15 protein-coding genes are annotated in these 19,896 nt (G+C 44.4%); 12 read left to right on the top strand and 3 right to left on the bottom strand.

Annotated features, from left to right (window positions below; genetic code table 11):
• Positions 1–290: 290 nt before the first annotated feature.
• A complete protein-coding gene (locus H6F73_RS16630; protein ID WP_190759888.1) occupies positions 291–962 on the top strand; it encodes a uracil-DNA glycosylase family protein in 672 nt (223 codons plus the stop codon).
• Positions 963–979: 17 nt separating this feature from the next.
• Here the strand turns inward: H6F73_RS16630 and H6F73_RS16625 are convergent, their stop codons facing one another.
• Positions 980–1,564 carry a gamma-glutamylcyclotransferase gene (locus H6F73_RS16625; RefSeq protein ID WP_190759887.1) on the bottom strand — a complete coding sequence of 195 codons (585 nt, stop codon included), beginning with the start codon at positions 1,562–1,564 and terminating at the stop codon, positions 980–982.
• Positions 1,565–1,934: 370 nt separating this feature from the next.
• Between H6F73_RS16625 and H6F73_RS16620 the strand changes: the two genes are divergently transcribed.
• The gene (locus H6F73_RS16620; protein ID WP_190759885.1) at positions 1,935–2,612 is read left to right on the top strand and encodes a response regulator transcription factor; all 678 of its coding nucleotides are present in this window, start codon (positions 1,935–1,937) and stop codon (positions 2,610–2,612) included.
• 144 nt (positions 2,613–2,756) lie between these two features.
• On the opposite strand, the gene H6F73_RS16615 is transcribed toward H6F73_RS16620, so the two are convergent.
• The gene (locus H6F73_RS16615) at positions 2,757–2,942 is read right to left on the bottom strand and encodes a hypothetical protein (RefSeq protein WP_190759883.1); all 186 of its coding nucleotides are present in this window, start codon (positions 2,940–2,942) and stop codon (positions 2,757–2,759) included.
• Between the two features lie 256 nt (positions 2,943–3,198).
• Between H6F73_RS16615 and H6F73_RS16610 the strand changes: the two genes are divergently transcribed.
• Together H6F73_RS16610 and H6F73_RS16605 are read left to right on the top strand one after the other, a co-directional pair.
• Positions 3,199–3,687, top strand: coding sequence for a peptidoglycan-binding protein (locus H6F73_RS16610; RefSeq protein WP_190759881.1), 489 nt, complete (start codon positions 3,199–3,201; stop codon positions 3,685–3,687).
• Between the two features lie 436 nt (positions 3,688–4,123).
• Positions 4,124–7,483 (top strand): non-ribosomal peptide synthetase, encoded by a 3,360-nt coding sequence (locus H6F73_RS16605; protein WP_190759880.1) that lies wholly within the window; start codon positions 4,124–4,126, stop codon positions 7,481–7,483.
• Between the two features lie 8 nt (positions 7,484–7,491).
• On the opposite strand, the gene H6F73_RS16600 is transcribed toward H6F73_RS16605, so the two are convergent.
• Positions 7,492–8,601, bottom strand: a complete 1,110-nt coding sequence (locus H6F73_RS16600; RefSeq protein ID WP_190759879.1) for an alpha/beta hydrolase — start codon at positions 8,599–8,601, stop codon at positions 7,492–7,494.
• Positions 8,602–8,774: 173 nt separating this feature from the next.
• On the opposite strand from H6F73_RS16600, the gene H6F73_RS16595 reads away from it, so the two are divergent.
• From H6F73_RS16595 to H6F73_RS16560, 8 genes are all read left to right on the top strand, one after another.
• Positions 8,775–9,407 (top strand): restriction endonuclease subunit R, encoded by a 633-nt coding sequence (locus tag H6F73_RS16595; RefSeq protein ID WP_147685469.1) that lies wholly within the window; start codon positions 8,775–8,777, stop codon positions 9,405–9,407.
• Between the two features lie 133 nt (positions 9,408–9,540).
• Complete coding sequence (locus H6F73_RS16590; RefSeq protein WP_190759878.1) at positions 9,541–14,310, top strand: non-ribosomal peptide synthetase; 4,770 nt, start codon at positions 9,541–9,543, stop codon at positions 14,308–14,310.
• A gap of 628 nt (positions 14,311–14,938) precedes the next feature.
• Positions 14,939–15,640, top strand: a complete 702-nt coding sequence (locus H6F73_RS16585) for an SRPBCC family protein (protein ID WP_190759877.1) — start codon at positions 14,939–14,941, stop codon at positions 15,638–15,640.
• Between the two features lie 158 nt (positions 15,641–15,798).
• On the top strand, positions 15,799–16,992 hold the full coding sequence (locus tag H6F73_RS16580; protein WP_190759875.1) for a zinc-dependent alcohol dehydrogenase: 1,194 nt from the start codon (positions 15,799–15,801) through the stop codon (positions 16,990–16,992).
• A 219-nt stretch (positions 16,993–17,211) separates the two neighbouring features.
• On the top strand, positions 17,212–17,421 hold the full coding sequence (locus tag H6F73_RS16575; protein ID WP_190759873.1) for an acetyltransferase: 210 nt from the start codon (positions 17,212–17,214) through the stop codon (positions 17,419–17,421).
• 147 nt (positions 17,422–17,568) lie between these two features.
• Entirely contained in the window at positions 17,569–17,907 is a 339-nt protein-coding gene (locus H6F73_RS16570) for a cupin domain-containing protein (RefSeq protein ID WP_190759871.1), read from the top strand.
• A gap of 200 nt (positions 17,908–18,107) precedes the next feature.
• Positions 18,108–18,989: a manganese catalase family protein gene (locus H6F73_RS16565; protein ID WP_190759869.1), complete on the top strand. Its 882-nt coding sequence runs from the start codon at positions 18,108–18,110 to the stop codon at positions 18,987–18,989.
• Between the two features lie 185 nt (positions 18,990–19,174).
• Positions 19,175–19,894: a hypothetical protein gene (locus H6F73_RS16560; protein WP_190759868.1), complete on the top strand. Its 720-nt coding sequence runs from the start codon at positions 19,175–19,177 to the stop codon at positions 19,892–19,894.
• Positions 19,895–19,896 lie beyond the last annotated feature (2 nt).

The following is a 19,896-nucleotide window of genomic DNA, read 5'->3' as shown; positions in this document are numbered from 1 at the left end:
TTGACTCTCTTGCAAATCTTGTTCAGGAGCTAGCACTTAGTCTTACAGGCTTACTACTGGCTTCTGACTTCCTAATTAAAAGAAACTCTAATAATGGTAAAAGCAGCTAATCATTGAGCCGATTCCGAGAAGAAAGAGTTATCGAATTTAAGCCTAGCCTTCAATGATTTCACCAATACCTACTCAAAACCATCTTTCATGCCTCCCGCACTCTTGCCGTTATTCTGGCACAAAGCTACTCTAGCTTTTGACACACCGGCTGTCAGCGATTGCAATAAACATCAACAACTATGTCAGACATTCAAGAATTAATTGCCCAAATTCAGCAAGAAGCGCAACGGGAAACATTTCCCATCGATGAGCCGGTTTATCAAGCTGCCAGCATCGAACCAACCCAGCCAATTTTATATGCCGGCAATCTTAATAGCAATTTATGTTTCTTTGCCCGTGACTTAGGAACCGATGAAGTTCACGCCAAACAACCGCTTCGTGGGGCTGCCGGCACTCATGTTCGCAAAGGGTTATATCGGGCGATCTATCATCAAGAACCAGACAAAACAACCGATTTGAACTCTGTACTAGATAAGGTTGTATTTACTAACACAGTTCCTTACAAACCACCTGGAAATAAAGCTTATTCAGAAGCCGTCAAAAAGCGATTTCGTCCGTTCCTAGAACAATTTCTTATTTTTCATTGGCAAGGAAATCGGATAATTACATTAGGAAATGAAGCTTTAAAATGGTTTTTGCCTTATGGCGAAAAAGGAGCGATGAAGGAGTTTTTTGAGCAAAGCGATCGCTACACCGGCAGCATTCAAATTAACCTGAAATCGGGGGATAGCCAACGGGAAGTGACGCTGCAACCGCTGCCGCACCCTTCACCGCTGAATCAGAAATACTACGCGAAATTTCCCCAAATGTTACAGCAGCGCTTAGCTGAAGTGTTTCTAAATGGGGATTAGGGGATTTGAAAACCGGCTTAGGCGGATCGGCGGACGGGGGTTTGCCATTCGCGTTGCTGTAGCTGGTGCATATGATTGAACAAGCGCCAGCAATACTGTTCGGGGAGTCCGCAGGTTAATGCGCCTCGCAGGACAACGTTAAAGTACCAGTCGTTGGGGGCGAGTTCTTCGGCTAATTTATCGACCACGACATAGGTACGCACGTTGGCGTATACCTGGTTACGGCAGTTAATCTCTACCATTTCATGCCGGTAGCCGCCACGGGGAACGTCTTCCCGCTCATCTAGTAGTTCACTCAAGCGCCACGGCAATTGGTAGAGGACGCCTTCCACTGAGGCTGCTGCGTCTTTTACCACGTCTAGGACGCCACAGTTGCGCCGGTGCGACCGGCAGTAAAAACCCAGCCGGTAGCCTTGAAGCGTGGCAGGCCCGATGACATAGGGATGAGTGTGTTCGCCCAGTGAACGCTTCAAATCCACAGGACACATACAAGAACCGTAGGCAAAGTAGTAAAACATTGGCTCGCTCTGGGCCGGCTGTTGTGAGGAGAGATTAACAGGTTGTGTCCGGATTGCTTGAAGATGTCCAGGCTGAACAGTCATATACTGCTATAAATTTTATTTTGAAAGGAATTGTAGCAGAATTCCCTGAAGCATACAACATAATCCCGATAGGATAACCGGGGATTAGATTTTTGCTGGGGTGTAGGGACGGTAGCGCAGCGTGCCCAGAGGGCATAGGATTGGGTTAATAAATCTGTAGTTCGAGCCATAACTTATCATCTGAATACTTTGCCTCTACGATGGCTGTTGTTGGCAATTACACAATAACTTTTGTTACATTAAGCTTCTATGTTCCGGAAGAATTGGTTATAGCTTGGATCTCACTATTGCTTTTTGCATTCCTTGTGTTAGCATCGAGTCCTAATTTTTATCTGGCTATCGGTCTTACCCCTAATTGTTGTCGATTCTTATGGCCCCCGAAACTGTAATTCCCCTGAAACTTCCCCTTGAAACTCTAGTTTTAAGAGTTTTGATTGTAGAAGACGATCCCATGATGCAACTGGGTTTGGAGCAATCCTTAGCCGCTTACCCCCAACTCACTATCGTAGGACAGGCTGAAGACGGTTATTTAGGCGTAGCAGCCGCACTCGAACTCAAGCCGGATGTGGTGGTGATGGATATTGGTTTGCCACGTCTTGATGGCATTGCTGCCACTCAAAAAATTAAGGAAGCACTTCCTAATGTACGAGTGGTTATGCTGACTTCCCACACCACTGAAACAGAAATTATTGCAGCGCTTTCTAGTGGTGCAGACGCTTATTGTATTAAAGGAGCCAGTGTTGACCGGCTGCTTACGGCAATTGAAGCAGCTTATGAAGGAGCCACCTATTTAGATCCCCAAATTGCTCGCAAAGTCATCGATCATCTTAAACCACCGACACCCACCGGCAACTTCGCTCAACTATCGCAACGGGAGTTAGAAGTGCTGAAATTGATGGTAGAAGGATTGAGCAATCCAGAAATTGCCGCTCACCTTTACCTTAGTCCCAACACAGTCAAAACTCACGTCCGTGGCATTATGAATAAATTAGCGGTCGATGATCGAGTTCAAGCGGCTGTAGTAGCGCTTCGTGCCGGCATTGTTTGAAATCAGGGTTAACTTTTTTCTGTTCCCAGGCTTCTGCTTGGGAACGCTCCACATTACATAAAACCTATTACAATTAAAAGGCAAAAATCTAGCGCATCGGAATTAACCTTAGCGGCATTTATCTGCGTTTAATCAACTAAAAACTTATAACAAGAACCGGCGTTCTAGGGAATAGTTTTGTTGAAGCCGGCGCAAATCATTATCTATTTTAGTTTGATGGCTGTGGTCAGGTTCTTCTGGGTCTAATTTTCTGTTAGGGTTGGAAAAAATCAGTTCACATCCACAGGTGAGGGAATCTGAAACTAGCGCGTACAAAAATAGTAAATACATAGGATTTATTCATCATCTCGGCTTTTAACAAAAGTACAATACGCAAGCGTAAACGTACTTCATCCTATGGATTCACCCATTAGAGTGATTGCTACAGCAATTTGAATTTATTGGAAATTGGGTAACTAAATTTATTTCAATAATCTACGCATTTACGCTCAAGTTCACCCTATTGGATGAGCCGATGCGGTGAAGTCGGCGCTGGGAAAGCCAGAGTATCTTGAAAAGGTAAGAACACACATTCAAGTTGACTCAAATGCAAACTCCAATTAATCCGAAAGCAACCTCTACCGCTACAACTCAAGCTAAAACTACCAAGCCGGTTCTTCAGCGCGGTTCTAAAGGAACAGCAGTCGTAGAATTACAAAAACTCTTAGGACATTGGGAAATTTATACGGATACCCTAGATGGAATTTTCGATCTGCCGGTGGAAACAGCAGTAAAAGCTTTCCAGCACCGTGTTTTCCTGAAAGAAGATGGCATCGTTGGGGAGGTGACTTGGCAAGCGCTTTATAGCGGTGCGCCTGTCAATATGCTGGTGTTGCAAAGAGGCAGCCTAGGTCAGTCAGTTCTCACAGTGCAACGGGTTCTTCAAATTGCCGGTTTTTATGGTGGAAACCTTGACGGTAACTTTGGGCCGAAAACTGAAGAAGCTGTACGCGCTTTCCAAAAGTACAGTGGTTTAATTGCTGATGGCATTGTAGGTTCTCGCACTTGGCACGCTTTGAGCAAGAAACCGCACTAATATCAAGTTTCGCTGATGATTTTTAATGGGAATTGAGGCATGGATGGGGAGAGAAATTAATCCGGGTAATTTTAGGGTAGTTCATATAGAGCATAGACTGCAGTGCCGGCAAAGCAGAGTTACGACAAATGCCGGCGAGAGAAATTTCTTTTCAAAGTAACGCTTATCTCCCACTCCCTCAACCCAAAAAATCAATCTTGCGTGGGAAGGACATTTTGCCGGCCTGACGCCAGACCAAATGCAGATCACTCGGCTTTGAATATTCTGTCATTGGCGGTTAGTGCAATTCACTGACCGCCTTTTGCATTAAATTGTCTCAACTGCTGTGCTTGGCGTTGTTTCACTTGTTTGAGAATTTAAATATAATTGGTTTGAAAAATTATGGTTATACCACTACAATTTTTGACAAGAAAAGCAGTGAAACGAAATAAAAATAATGCCGGATATTTCTAAAAATTCTAATACAGATGTAGAAACAAAAGTCAATCTTCCTGAAGAGGAAGTTTTTATTTTTCCAGCCTCTTTCGCGCAGCAGCGACTTTGGTTCTTTGACCAGTTAATTCCCGGCACTGCTGCCTATAATGTGCCGACCGTGATTCGCTTAACCGGCACGCTAAATTTAACGGCTTTAGAGCGGACATTGAACGAAATTGTGCGCCGGCATGAAGTCTTACGCACGGCATTTGTGATCGTAGAAGGGCAACCTTTTCAAGCAATTGCACCGAGTTTGAGCGTATCTGTGCCGGTGTTAGATTTGCAACAGTTGCCGGCAACAGAACGAGAGGCGGAAGCAAAGCGATTAATTAAAGCAGAATGTGAGCGTCCTTTCAATCTGTCTCAAGGGCCATTATTGCGAGTGACACTGCTGCGGCTAGACGAGAGCGAACATATTTTATTACTGAATATGCACCATATTGTTGCCGATGATTGGTCTATCGGTGTGCTGATTCGGGAATTAGGGATATTTTACACAGCCTTTGCTGAAAACCGGCCTGCATTGATGCCGGCGTTACCGCTTCAGTATGCCGACTTTGCAGAATGGCAGCGCGAATGGTTGCAAGGAGAGGTGTTAGAAACCCAGTTGGCTTACTGGCGGCAGCAATTAGCCGGGATTGAGGTATTAAACCTGCCGGTTGATCGACCGAGACCTGCTACCCAAACTTACCGAGGCTCTACTCAATATTTGGAGATTTCACAAGAGCTGAGTGAGGCACTAGAGAAGCTTTCACAGCGCGAAGAAGTCACCCTATTTATGACTTTGCTAGCAGCATTTCAGACGCTAATTTACCGCCACACATACCAAGAAGATATTGCCATTGGTTCACCCATCGCTAATCGCAATCGCAGCGAAATTGAAAAACTCATTGGTTTTTTTATCAATACTTTGGTGTTGCGGACTGATTTATCTGGAAATCCCACATTTCGAGAATTACTAGCCAGAGTGCGAGAGGTAACGCTAGGAGCTTATGCCCACCAAGATTTGCCTTTTGAAAAGCTAGTTGAGGAACTACAGCCAGAGCGGAATTTGAGCCGGCATCCCCTCTTTCAAGTCGTGTTTGCTCTCCAAAATTCTCCGATGGAGGGACTACAATTACCCGAATTAGCGGTAAGTTCGGTTAATATAGAAACGCAAACAACGCGATTTGATTTAGAACTGCATCTGTGGAAATCCTCATCAGATTTTAGAAGCATTTATGGGGAGCAGTGGCAAAATTCTGAAGGATTTAGGGGCATAGTAGTATATAACACTGATTTATTTGATCACGCAACCATTACCCGAATGTTGGAGCATTTTAAAATCCTGTTAAAAAAAATTATTGCTAATCCAGAACAGCGTATTGGTGATTTATCAATTTTGAGCGAAGTAGAACAACATCAAATTTTGGTAGAGTTCAACTCGAATTTTCTAAGTGTTCATAATTTTACCTCTAAAATAAAGGGAACTATTCCTCAATTGTTTGAAGCACAAGTTGAGCAAAATCTAGATAAAATAGCCCTCAGTTTTGAAGAAGAAAAACTCACCTACCGTGAATTAAACATTCGCAGCAACAAACTAGCCCACTACTTGAAAAAATTGGGCGTTGGTTCAGAAGTTGTCACCGGCATCTGTCTAGAACCTTCTGCCGGCCTCATCGTGGCAATGCTGGGAATTTTGAAAGCCGGTGGGGCTTATCTGCCTTTAGATCCCAGTTATCCTCGTGAACGCTTGAGCTTTATGTTAGAAGATGCTCAAGTATCCTTGGTAATCACTCATTCATTATTAGATATTGATTATGGAAAAACAAAAGTTGTTTGCTTAGATAAAGATGAGGAGGTGATTAACCGAGAAAGCGAGAAAAATCTTAAGAACAGTACAAACGAAGAAAATTTAGCTTATGTCATCTACACCTCTGGTTCTACAGGAAAACCGAAGGGAGTGGCAATTCCTCACAAAGCTGTTGTCAGGACGTTTTTAAACCCAAATTATATCAAGATAGAACCGGCAGATAAAATTGCTCAAGTCTCCAATACTTCCTTTGATGCCGCAGCTTTTGAGATTTGGGGTGCATTACTTCACGGCGCTCAGCTTGTTATCATTAACAGAAATGTTATCCTTTCACCTGAAGATTTTACAGCCCAACTGCGAACCGATAACATCAGCGTTTTGTTTTTAACCACCGCTTTAGTGAATCAGATGGCAAGCGTGATTCCGCAAGCCTTCAATAAGTTAAGATATTTGCTCTTTGGCGGTGAAAGTGCCGATCCGAAGTGGGTGCAAGAGGTGCTAAAAAAAGGTGCGCCCGAACAACTAATTCATCTTTACGGCCCAACAGAAAATACAACATTTTCATCTTTTTACTGCGTCCAAGATATTCCAGAATCTACTACATCTATTCCCATCGGTCGCCCTGTTACGGATACACAAATTTATCTGCTAGATCAACAACTACAACCGGCACCCATCGGTATTGCCGGCGAACTGTATATCAGTGGTGAAAGATTAGCACGAGGCTATCTCAACCGGCCAGATTTAACGGCTGATCGATTTATTCCGAACCCTTTTTTTGAAGAGGGAGAGAGAGGGAAATCATCGCTTAATGCTTCAAGCCGGCTTTATAAAACTGGTGATTTAGCGCGTTATTTGCCTGACGGAAATATTGAATTCTTAGGTCGGATTGATGAACAAGTAAAAATTCGCGGTTTTCGCGTTGAATTGGGAGAAATTGAAGCAATCCTCAGTCAACATCCAGCAATTCAACAAACAGTTGTAATTGCGATTGAAGATATCTCTGCTAATAAGCGCATCGTGGCTTACATTGTTCCTTCTAACTCATCTTTCATTTCTCATCCCTCATCCCTCCTCTCAACTTTGCGTCAATTTTTAGCAGAAAAGTTGCCAGAATATATGGTGCCTTCAGCTTTTGTGGTGCTGGAGTCTTTACCCCTCACACCCAACGGCAAAATAGATCGTCGTCGGCTGCCGGTGATAGATATCGTTCAAAACATAAACGAAAATTATGTTGCACCTAGCACTGCTGCTGAAGAAGTGTTAGCCGGCATTTGGGCTGAAATTTTGGGATTAAAACAAGTAAGTATTCACGACAATTTCTTTGAATTAGGAGGTCATTCTCTACTCGCAACCCAGTTAGTCTCCCGCGTGCGTGACTCTTTTGGGGTAGAATTGCCGTTACGCAACCTATTTGAAGCACCAACTGTGGCGCATCTTGCTAAATATATTGAAACAATTTGTTGGGCGGCAAAAGGTTTAGATACCACCCAATCTGCGATAAACGAGCGAGAAGAAATCGAATTTTAAAACATGAGTTACAAGCGCGTCTGGCAAAAGGTGCTAACCGCTTCAGAAAACTGAGCATTTTGCTCCATCAAACTCATGTGTCCAGCCGGCTTTAAAATGACGAGTTCGGATTGAGGTAATTCCGCATTCATGCGGACGCTGGCTGGAGGAGTCGTAGCGATATCTGATGCGCCGCAAATAAGCAACACCGGCACGTTAACGGTTGGCAGCGTTTGGCTTTCATCGTAGTTGAACATTCCCAACGTACCACGAGCGAGAACAGCGGGCGAAGCGAAGGCAGATAATAGGGCAGAAAAATCGAGTTGGCCGCGTGTTTCAGTGCCGGTGAACCCAGATATTTCTACACTAATATAAAGCGAACCGTTGAGATAACTCAGCCAAGTCATCAACCAAAAAATGGGCGAGATCAAAATAGCAAGGTAGAGCAACGGTTCTAAAACTGGCTTTTGCAATTTGCGTAACAACCGGCTCAAAATAGAAGTTTTAACGGGATTGGTGTAAGTAGTATCAACCAAAATTAAACCGGCAACTCTTTTTCCCAACAGTTCAGGAAACAGCCGGCAAAATGTTAAGGCAACCATGCCACCCATGCTGTGTCCAAGTAAAATCGCCGGCTTATCCCCTGCAATGGCAAGAACAGCTTCCAAATCTCTAGCAAATTTTTCTACCGAATAGTCCTTGTTGTTCGGTCTAGTTGATTTTCCTAAACCCGGCATATCCCAAACAATGACTCGGAAGTGTTTGCTCAATTGTCGCTTGGCATAGTACCACACGTTACTGTTAGGACCCCAACCATGTGACAGGATAATTGGTTGACCATCTTCAGGGCCATAAAACTCTACTTGAAGCACACTACCATCGGGTCGCGGCACACGTTTTACAGTCTCAGAACGCATTCGCTTGGGTTCATCATTTCCAGGCCGGCGCAACAGTGGCAAACTGATAAAACGACCGCCAAAAGACCACAAAACCATCGCTAGTCCGCCCAATAAGTAGGACATTCCCTCAAGTTCACCTTCATACCACTCATAGAGAATGTAGATCCCACCGCCAAGTATGCCGGTGGACAGTAGTCCAACTAGCCATATTAACGGGATATTGAGAGGCATAAATATCATGAGCTTAAACCTTACGATAGGATGTTCACAGCGTTGTCTTTCAACGTCATAATGAGATTAGATCACAGTTAAATCAATAGCAAGTGTTAGCCGCCACAAGTCTTTCTAAAGGATGAGGCAGCGGTTATCTTCTTTTCTCAATTCCTGTTTCCCCACCTTTACCCACAAAAGTTATGGTTCAAACAATTGCAATCAAAAATATTACCCTGCATGATTTAGAAACAAAATTTGGACTGCAGCTCGTTGAGAATGACCAATTTTTCCGGGAGTGGCAAGATAACTTGCCAGAAATTAGCGAGTTAGAAAAGCAACAACTTGACCGAGTTAAGGCAAGTTATTCAAATTTGCTAAAGTACCCTCCGCTGCTGGAAAATACTGTCAAAATGGTGGTACTCTCTCCGCTATTGGATTTAGCCGGCTTCTATCTACCTCCCTTTCATATCACGTCAGAAAAGTCTGTGGAGATTTCTCTTGAAGATGAAGGAATTATCTACAAAGGACAGATGGATGTATTAACTCTATTTGAACAGATTTGGATTCTGGTCATCGAGTCCACGCAAGCAGCTTTCTCTCTGGATACAGGGAGAGCGCAGTTACTTGGTTATATGCAGGCAAATCCTAACTCGGATAAATCTACCTTTGGGCTGATCACAAATGGTGCAAGTTTTCGATTTATTAAATTAGTCAAAGGGCCGGCTCCACAGTACGCTTTGTCTAAGATATTGGACATTTTCAATCCTGGGAATGATTTGTATAATGTTCTGAGTGTGTTGAAGGGTTTGGGTCAATTGGCAATGAGTGTTTAAGGGTAATTGTGTTTGGGCATGAAACTGTAAAATTGGAGGGTGTTTTTTTAACCACAGATGACTTATCTCTTTTTTTGGAGTAGGTTAGGATATGAGCGATGGCTTTTACGAATAGGCTAACAGAGGTGTAATTTTGAATATTGTTGAGTTTCTATCAGAGCTTCGGAGCTTGGATATTCAGGTTTTTGTGGATGGAGATCGTTTGCGCTGTAATGCTCCGGAAGGAACTCTAACGCCAGAAATTCGGGCACAGCTAGCTGAACGCAAAGCAGAAATTATTTTATTTTTACGTCAAGCTAATATTAATATAAATGCGACTTCTATAAGCCCTGTCTCTAGAGGGGATGACAAAACTTTTCCACTTTCTTTTGCTCAGCAACGGTTGTGGTTTCTTGACCAATTGGTTCCGGGGAGTGCTTTCTATAATGTTCCCACGGCATTTCGATTAACCGGCACGCTAAATTTAACAGCGCTACAGCAAACTTTTAACGAAATTGTACGCCGGCATGAAGCTTTACGCACTACATTTCAGTTAGTAGATGGGCAGCCGGTGCAAAAAATCGCACCCATTTTAACGGTATCGATACCTGTTATAAATTTGCGAGAAGTGCCGGCACAGAAACGGGAAACCGAAGCGCGTCGCATTGCCACTGAGGAAGCTCACTGTCCTTTTAATCTGACAAATGGCCCTTTGCTGCGCGTGAAATTGTTGCAATTTGATGAGACAGAACACGTTTTATTGTTGAATCTACACCATATTGTCTCCGATGGTTGGTCAATTGGCGTGTTAATTCGGGAAGTGGGGGCGCTTTATGCTGCGTTTGTCACCGGCAAGCCTTCTCCGCTGCCGGCGCTACCCATTCAATATGCAGATTTTGCTCTCTGGCAGCGTGAATGGTTGCCAGGGAAAGTGTTAGAAACTCAGTTAACTTATTGGCAGAAACAATTAGCCGATATTTCTATATTAAATTTGCCGGCAGACAGACCAAGACCTGCTATTCAAACTTATCGAGGTGCAACGCAAACCCTTAGCTTACCCAAGCCTTTGAGTGAAGCGCTAGAAGCCTTGAGTCAGCAGGAAGGGGCAACTTTATTCATGACTTTGCTAGCGGCATTTCAGACTTTGCTCTACCGCTACACCGGCACTGAAGATATTGCAATCGGTTCACCCATTGCTAATCGTAACCGCAGTGATATAGAACCGTTAATTGGTTTTTTTGTTAATAGTTTAGTGCTGCGTGCTGACCTTTCGGGAAACCCAACCTTTCGGGAATTGTTGAGCCGAGTTCGAGAGGTTGCCCTAGGAGCTTATGCCCATCAAGACTTGCCTTTTGAGAAGCTGGTAGAGGAGTTGCATCCAGAGCGCAATTTGAACCAAAATCCCTTATTTCAAGTAGTTTTTGCGTTGCAAAACGCACCTGTAGAAGCATTAGAACTGCCTGGATTAATATTAAGTCCGCAGCAATTTGATAGCGGCACAACTCGGTTTGATTTAGAGTTTCATCTGTGGCAACAATCTGCCGGTAATGATTTGTGGGTGAATCCCTCAGAAGGAATCAGCGGGTTAGTTGTGTACAGTACCGATTTATTCGATCACGCGACAATCGAACGGATGTTAGGGCATTTTCAGACACTTTTAGAAGGCATCGTTGCTAAGCCCGAACAGAAAATAGCCGATTTACCAATTTTAAGTGAATCTGAGTTACATCAGCTATTAGTGGAGTGGAATAAGACTGAAACAGATTATCCTAAAAATTTGTGCGTGCAGCAGTTATTTGAAGCGCAAGTAGAACGCACACCGGATGCTATTGCGCTTGTTTTGGAAGATAAACAACTCACTTACCGGCAGCTCAACACACTCAGCAACCAATTAGCACATTACTTGAAAAAACAGGGTTTTGGAGCCGAAGATTTAATTGGAATTTGCGTTGAGCGATCGATAGAAATGGTGGTGGGAATATTAGGCATTCTCAAAGCCGGTGCGGCTTATCTGCCTTTAGATCCCACTTATCCTTCTGATCGGTTGAATTTTATCCTCAAGGATGCTCAAGTGCCGGTGGTCTTGACTTCTTCTGATTGGGTAGAAAAAGAAAAGTTTGCATCTATAGAGTTATCCCGTGTCATTTGCTTGGATCAAGATTGGGAGAAAATTGCCCAAGAAAGTGAAGACAATCTTATTAGCAACGTCACCGCCGGCAACCTGGCTTATGTGATTTACACTTCTGGCTCAACCGGCAAGCCAAAAGGCGTTCAAATTCAACACAGCAGCTTATTAAATCTCGTCTTTTGGCATCAGCAAGCCTTTGGCGTTTCACCGCTTGATCGAGTGACACAAATTGCCGGTGTTGCGTTTGATGCTTGCGTGTGGGAAATTTGGCCGTATTTAACTGCCGGCGCGAGTATTTATTTCCCAGAAGATGAAACTCGTCTATCGCCGGAAAAATTGCGAGATTGGTTAGTTTTAAAAGCGATTACGATTAGCTTTTTACCAACGCCTTTAGCAGAGAAGGTTTTGCAAATAGAATGGCCGACAAATACTGAATTAAGATTATTACTCACCGGCGGCGATAAACTTCATGAGTATCCTTTAAACTCATATCCTTTTCAGGTGGTGAATAATTACGGGCCGGCTGAGAATACCGTGGTTACAACTTCCGGTCAGATTACTGTTAAAAATCACCCAGATGTAGCGCCGCCTATTGGTCGTCCGATTGCCAATACTCAACTTTACGTTCTGGATGCGAATTTACAGCCGGCAGCTATTGGAGTTTCTGGGGAATTATATATTAGTGGTGATGGATTAGCGCGAGGATATTTTAACCGACCTGATTTAACCGCTGAGAGATTTATTCCGAATCCTTTTAGTGATAAAAAGGGATCAAGACTTTATAAAACGGGTGATTTAGTTCGCTATCGAGGTGATGGAAACCTTGAATTTTTAGGGCGAAGTGATGATCAAATAAAGATTCGCGGTTTTCGCATTGAATTAGGAGAAATTGAGTCAGTATTAAATCAGCATCCAGCCGTATTGCAAACCGTGGCAGTTGAGCGAGAGGACGCTGCCGGCGAAAAACGTTTAGTTGCTTATCTTACACTGAATTCTGAAGGCAAGGAACAGCCGGCATCTATACAGCCGGTGCAATTGCAAGATGAACAGGTTTTGCAGTGGCAAATGCTTTACGACGAGACTTATAAACAACCGGCAGCCGAGGCAGATCCAACCTTCAATATTATTGGATGGAATAGCAGTTACACTGACCAACCGATCCCAGCAGAACAGGTACGGGAGTGGGTAAATAATCAAGTCGCACAAATTCTCGCTTTGCAACCGAAACGAGTATTAGAAATTGGTTGCGGTACAGGTTTAGTTTTGTTTAGAGTTGCGCCGCATTGCACACAATATTGCGGAACAGATTTCTCTGCGCCGGCACTCCACTATATTCAGCAGCAAGTGGCAAAGCAAGAAATGCCCCAAGTAACGCTACTTCAGAAAATAGCAACGGATTTTGAGGGAATTGAAGCCGAAGCATTTGATACAGTCATTCTCAATTCAGTTGTGCAATATTTTCCCAATATTGACTATTTAGCGCAAGTTTTAAAAGGCGCAGTGCAAGCAACTGCACCGGGTGGACTTATCTTCATCGGAGATGTGCGTAGCCTTCCCTTACTGGAAGCTTTTCACGCCTCGGTACAACTTTATCAAGCAGAACCTTCTCTTCCCTGCGAACACTTGCAGCAACGAGTGCAAATGCAAGTTTTCCAAGAAACAGAGTTAGTCATCGATCCAGGTTTCTTTAGTGCATTAAAGCAACATTTGCCAGAAATTAGCGACGTAGAGATTCAGCTAGTACGAGGCCGGCATCATAATGAATTAACGCAGTTTCGTTATAATGTCATACTCCATATTAAGGCAAAAAAATCAACGATTAACAGAACTAGCGATGAAGTAAAGTGTCTAGACTGGATTGAAGATAATTTGACACTCTCTACAATTCACCAGTTATTAACTGCCACTAAACCCGAAGCAATAGGCATTAATAGAATACCGAATGCGCGAGTCGTGGCAGCCGTTAAAACCGCAGAATGGCTGTCAGAAAGCGGAAAATTTAAAACAGCGAGTCAATTGCAGAAAGCTTTGCAAGAATTTCAAGATTCTGGAGTTGAACCAGAAGATTTGTATGGGATGAGTGAGGAATTATCCTATACGCTTAATATTACCTGGTCAGATGCCGGCGGTAATGGGTGCTATGACGCGATTTTTGTCCGAAAAGAAGCTATAAACAATCAAAGAATTCCTCTTAGTAGCCAAGGAAGGACAAAGGATGCCGGTTTTATGGCAAAGAAGGGTAATTTGCATTCTTATGCAAACAATCCTCTGCAAGCAAAAGCTGCGCGTAAATTAGTACCCCAATTACAGAGTTATTTAACCGAAAAATTGCCTGAATACATGGTTCCCTCAGCATTTGTCGTGTTAGAGTACCTGCCGATCACACCTAATGGAAAAGTAGATCGCCGTGCACTGCCGGCACCTGAACCGATGAAACCAGAACTGTCTGGATCTTATGTCGCACCTCGCACGCCGGTTGAGGAAATGCTGGTAAAAATTTGGGCTGAAATTCTGGGACTCAAACGCTTAGGTACTCACGATAATTTCTTTGAATTAGGGGGTCATTCTTTATTAGCAACGCAGCTAATTTCCAGAGTGCGCGATGCCTTGGAAATAGAATTGCCTTTGCGTAGTGTATTTGAAGCGCCAACCATTGCAGAATTTTCAAAATTAATTGAGAATTATCAAAATAGCAATGTTATCAATAAACCTCCAGCCTTAATACCGATTTCTCGTGAAAGTCGCCGGATGAAACTCTCTTCTCTATCTAAAGAAATAGAAGGTCAGTCTACCTGAAAAACTCAAAAATAGCAGGAAGTAAAGGCGAATCGACATCAATCCGCCTTCAAATTATCTGTTTTAGTCAAGAATAAATCTCAAACGGCTACTTTGGGAAATTAATCCAGAAAATTATCTTACAAAAGACTGAGACTTCTGGCAAAGAAATTGTGTCCCCATGAGGATGACTAAAAGCTATAAAAGGGTGCAAAGCAATCGCATTCCTTGACCGATGTAGCGATTGCAACTCGTTTTGCAGAATGAGTGTATCGGTAACAACATCACAGGCAGTCATTTTTTCCAAAAATTTCCCCAAGCAGCTTAAAATTAGCCAGTTTACTTCTTCAGATAGACGACGCCTAGTTACTTATACCTTTAAAGTATGTCTTTAGTAACTGACAGCTTGCGAGGTCTGATGCGGTTATCTAAATTCCTCAATTTTTTAAATAAAGCCGCGTTCGCTCCCTAAGTTCCTAATCTTGGCTTCATTTCTCAAAAATTACTGACAACAATAAACATTTATCCCGGACTTCTTCAAACCAGTTTTGATCGAATTAGGATAGATGATTTATTGAAAGTATTAATTTTCATAAAAATTAAGCTAAATCAACTTATCTAGATGAACTTAAGCGAAAGGAGTAGATCGATGGAAAATATATCAAACGAAAGCAGCCAGCAACAAAATAAAACAGAAGCCGGCGAAACCGAACGCTGGGCGTCCTTAATTGGCGGTGGTGCTTTAGTCCTCATGGGCTTAAAAGAACGCTCTTTGAGAGGCGCTTTGATGGCTGTAGCTGGAAGCGGTTTGATTTATCAAGGTGCCACGAAACAAAGCACCGTACAGCAAGCACAGGAAGCAATTGGGATGAACCAAAGCATCAAAGTAGAAAGAACCGTCACGATTAATAAGCCGGCAGATGAACTGTATCGCTACTGGCGCAACTTTGAAAATCTGCCGCGTTTCATGAAGCATCTCAAATCTGTAACCATTAGCGATGACAAGCGCTCACACTGGATTGCTAACGCGCCTTTAGGTAACAGCGTCGAATGGGATGCAGAAATTATCGACGAGCGAGAAAATGAATTGATTGCTTGGGCGTCTGTCGAAGGTGCTGATATCGAAAATTCTGGGTTTATACGCTTTAAACCGGCACCGGCAAATCAGGGCACAGAAGTAAAAGTTGTGCTGGAATATAACCCGCCTGGAGGCGGACTAGCTGCCGCATTTGCCAAACTTTTTGGAGAAGAACCCAAACAGCAAATTTCCGATGATTTGGGCCGATTCAAACAACTCATGGAAGCCGGCGAACTAGCAACCACAGAAGGCCAAACTTCGGGCCGCAAATAAACGGAAGCACCGTTTATAAAATCGGCTCGTGCAAGTTTAAAAAGCTCAACTGAACAAAAAGCGCAAGCTGCGACTTTTTTCTGACAAAACGCGCTTGTGCTTGCTTGTTGCGAACTTACGATTTGCCAACCTCATTTATATTTAGGAGAAATAATTCCATGAAAGCAGTTTGCTGGGAAGGCACAAACAATATAAAAGTTGAAACAGTTCCCGATCCCAAACTCATTAATCCGCGTGATGCGATTATCAAAATCACATCAACTGCAATCTGCGGGTCTGATTTGCACCTGTATAACGGCTACAATCCCACCATGCAACCAGGCGACATCCTGGGTCATGAATTCATGGGGGAAATTGTTGAGTTGGGTAGTGCTTTTAAGAATGGAAATATCCATGACAAAGGCAAACACCTCGCTGTTGGTGATCGCGTTGTTGTCCCCTTCACCATTTCTTGCGGTAACTGCTTCTTTTGCAACCGCAGTTTATCGTCATTATGTGACAATTCCAACCCCAATGCTTGGATGGCGGAAAAAATGCTGGGTCATTCCCCATCCGGTCTGTTTGGCTACTCCCACCTAACCGGCGGGTATGCCGGCGGTCAGGCAGAGTATGCCCGCGTTCCCTTTGCAGATGTCGGGTTGTTCAAGATTCCCGATGGACTGACAGATGACCAAGTCCTATTTTTCACAGATATTTTCCCCACCGGCTACATGGCCGCAGAAAACTGCAACATCGAACCTGGAGATACCGTTGCAATTTGGGGTTGCGGGCCGGTTGGGCAGTTTGCGATTAGAAGTGCCCTGATGCTAGGCGCGGGACGAGTGATTGCGATTGATCGCGTTCCGGAACGCCTCCAGATGGCCAAAGACGGCGGGGCAGAAGTCTTGAACTATGAGGAAATTGAGGTAGGGGAAGCCCTCAAAGAAATGACTGGAGGGCGCGGGCCAGATTCAGTGATGGATGCGGTCGGCATGGAAGCGCACGGACTGGGTTTAGAAGGCTTCTATGACAAAGCGAAGCAAGCAGTCCGTTTAGAAACTGATCGACCTAATGTATTACGTCAAGCGATTGTGGCTTGTCGCAAAGGCGGGACTGTATCGGTTCCGGGTGTGTACACCGGCTTTGTAGACAAGATGCCGATGGGTGCCTTCATGAACAAAGGCTTAACCATGAAAACCGGGCAAACCCACGTCCATCGCTATTTGGAGAAGTTACTCGATCACGTTCAAAATGGCGACATCGATCCAACGTTTGTGATTACCCATCGTCTGCCAATAGACCAAGCCCCGCACGGCTATGATATTTTCTGCAATAAAAAAGACAACTGCATCAAAATCGTTTTGAAGCCTTAAGAGATGCAGCGTTTCAATTTTGGATGGCTGATGCCAAAATTACCGGCTGCCGGCACTCATTAAACTGTCAGGGATTATGGATGTGCCACCAAACAAACCTCCTTGTTAAGAGAGATTTAACGTTTCTCTTAATAGGGGGATGGGGTGCCGGCTCACAAAAAAAATAAAGGTTGACTTGCCTTTATTTTATCTTTTTCACTCACAAAATAAGGAGAAATCATGTTTTTGAAAGACAAAGAAACGGGCAGCTTAATTAAAATTGAAAATGTTGAAGCGCTGTTTAAGCCGACTCAACAGGAGATAGAAGGACGCGATCAAGATGGACAAGAAGAACAAAACACGGCTTCATTTAAGAAGAGTCAATTGATTTTCCCCTCCGGAGAAGACCTGCCGCGCTGCTGGATGGATGCAGATTATACAACCACATAAACTCTAGGGGCAAAGTATTTGGGGCGCTAAGTAAGCGAACAAACTAAAGGTTATCCGAATGCTTTGCCCGACGGCCAGACTACTGCCGGCTCTAAATGTTTCAAACTTTAGTGTTAACCGGCACATTTTAAAAACATGGAGATGATGATGGCTGATACCAGTGTGAAGAAAGTAGACTCGGCTCATTCTCCAAAAGGGGAAATGGGGCAAAAATATCTCGCATCAGGCACAACAGTTTCCATGCGCCTTTGGGAAGATGAGCAACCGGGCGAAGCCAAGCCAGAAGCGCAACGTGAGTATGAAACGGTTGGTTATGTAATCGCAGGACGTGCTGAACTACACATAGAAGGTCAGACACTTTTACTTGAGCCTGGTAATTCTTGGATCGTGCCAAAAGGAGCTAGCCATAGCTACAAAATTTTGGAAGCATTCACAGCAGTTGAAGCGACCAGTCCGCCGGCACAAATTCACGGACGTGATGAATAAACCTAATCCAAAGTTATAGCAATAGAACCACCTGTTGAGGTTTTTGTCTTTCTATTGGTCGATTACTCTAGCCGCGCAAAAACGTTAAAAGTTAAATAGCAACACAGCAATTACTTGTGAATGTGTTGCTGTCTTTTGAGGATTGTGTTGCAGAATGTGCGGTGCGATCAATCAAGCAAACACCAATTTAGGAGTTCGTGATGTTTTATCACAAAAAGCAACTGCAGTATTACAAGCGGCCTGAGAGTCCCGATCCAGTCTACGCCAAGAAAATTCAAGAATTGATCGGCGGCACCTTTGGCGAAATGACGGTGATGATGCAGTACCTTTTCCAAGGATGGAACTGCAGAGGGCCGGCTAAGTACCGCGATATGCTGCTTGATGTGGGAACAGAAGAAATCGGGCATATTGAAATGCTCGCTACAATGATCGCCCACTTGCTGGATAAAGCCCCGGTTGCCCAGCAAGAGGAAGGCTTCAAAGATGCCGTCGTGGGTGCGGTGATGGGAGGCAGCAACCCCCGCGATGTGATCCTGGGAAGCATGAACCCCCAACACGCCATTGTCTCCGGTGGGGGTGCCACAGCCGCTGACAGCGTCGGTTATCCGTGGAACGGTCGTTTCATCGTCGCTAGCGGCAATTTACTGGCAGACTTCCGCTCAAATCTTCATGCGGAATCACAAGGCCGGCTACAGGCTGTGCGGATGTATGAAATGTCAAACGATCCAGGGGTGAAAGATACCCTCAGTTTTATGATCGCCCGCGACACCATGCACCAAAACCTGTGGTTAGCAGCGATTGAAGATTTGGAATCTTCCGGACTGGAAACAACGCCGGTGCCAAGTTCTTTCCCGCAAGACTTGGAAAAAACAGAGTTTTCTTATCAATTCTGGAACCACTCCGACGGTACGGACAGCGCAGAAGGTCGCTGGGCGAAAGGCGAATCGATGGATGGCAAAGGCGAGTTCAAGTATGTGGAAGATCCTCAGCCGCTAGGCCCAGATCCGGGTCCTGATGCACCACTACCTGATCCGAAATTGCACGGCACCGGCAAGCAGGTAAGAATGAGTCCTAACTCTTGAGTTCTCAGTTCTTAGTGGGGCAAAGTTTGAGGCAGAAATGTCTCTGCCTTGAGCGGAATAGGATAAATTTAAACGCTCAACATTTGCCCCAACAGTTTGTAACAAATTGTCTTCAGTTTCCGTGTACTTGGAGTGGGTGAAAAACCGGCTTTGAACAACCAAAAAAGTGTTGAGTGAGGGATCTGATGGGTGAGACACAGTCCACAAGGAAATCATGGCGCACAGCTATTTTACTGTCGCTGATTCTCCTCGTGATTGGCTTTCTGGCTTACCGCCTTGAACTGGCATTGCCGGCAAGACCGCCCAGTGGATACCTCACCTACACCCCTTCCACAAAACCGGCACCCAAGGAAATCGGTTCATACGATGTGTTGGGCCACACTGTCAGCCCAGAAGAGGCCACAAACCTGCTGCAAACCGACGAGGGGCGTGAGTTTCTATCACCCCAAAATGGTGCAGTTGAGGTTACAGAAGATTTACTAGCACTCGGTCGCAAGAGTTTTTACACGCAAACCTTTGGTAATGAGGTTTTCTTCACCGATGTCAGTGCCATTCTCGATGGCCCGATTAATGTAGGCAGTCTAACAAAAGCAATTTTGGCACTCCAAGGAAAACCGACACAAAACCTGCAAGTGCCCCTAGATAAAGATATTACGGTTGGCGGAAAAACCTTTAAAGCCGGCACCCTCCTCAACACCGGCTTAGATGTGCCCGCAAGTTCCCTGATTCCGTTGGGAATTCGCACCAAAATTGCTTTGGGTGGCGTGAAAGCCGGTGTAACCTGCGCCCTATATCACGCAGCCGTTAAAGAAGATACGGGTCGCATCCTAGAAGGCGCACCCAATACAGACCTCAACACCGGCCTGCTGATCGCAATGGCCGGCAATAATGAATGCAGAAGGTAGGG

Source organism: Microcoleus sp. FACHB-68, from assembly GCF_014695715.1.
Classification (GTDB): domain Bacteria; phylum Cyanobacteriota; class Cyanobacteriia; order Cyanobacteriales; family Oscillatoriaceae; genus FACHB-68.
The sequence above is the reverse complement of the archived record's forward strand: the minus strand, read 5'-3'. Positions and strand labels throughout refer to the sequence as shown.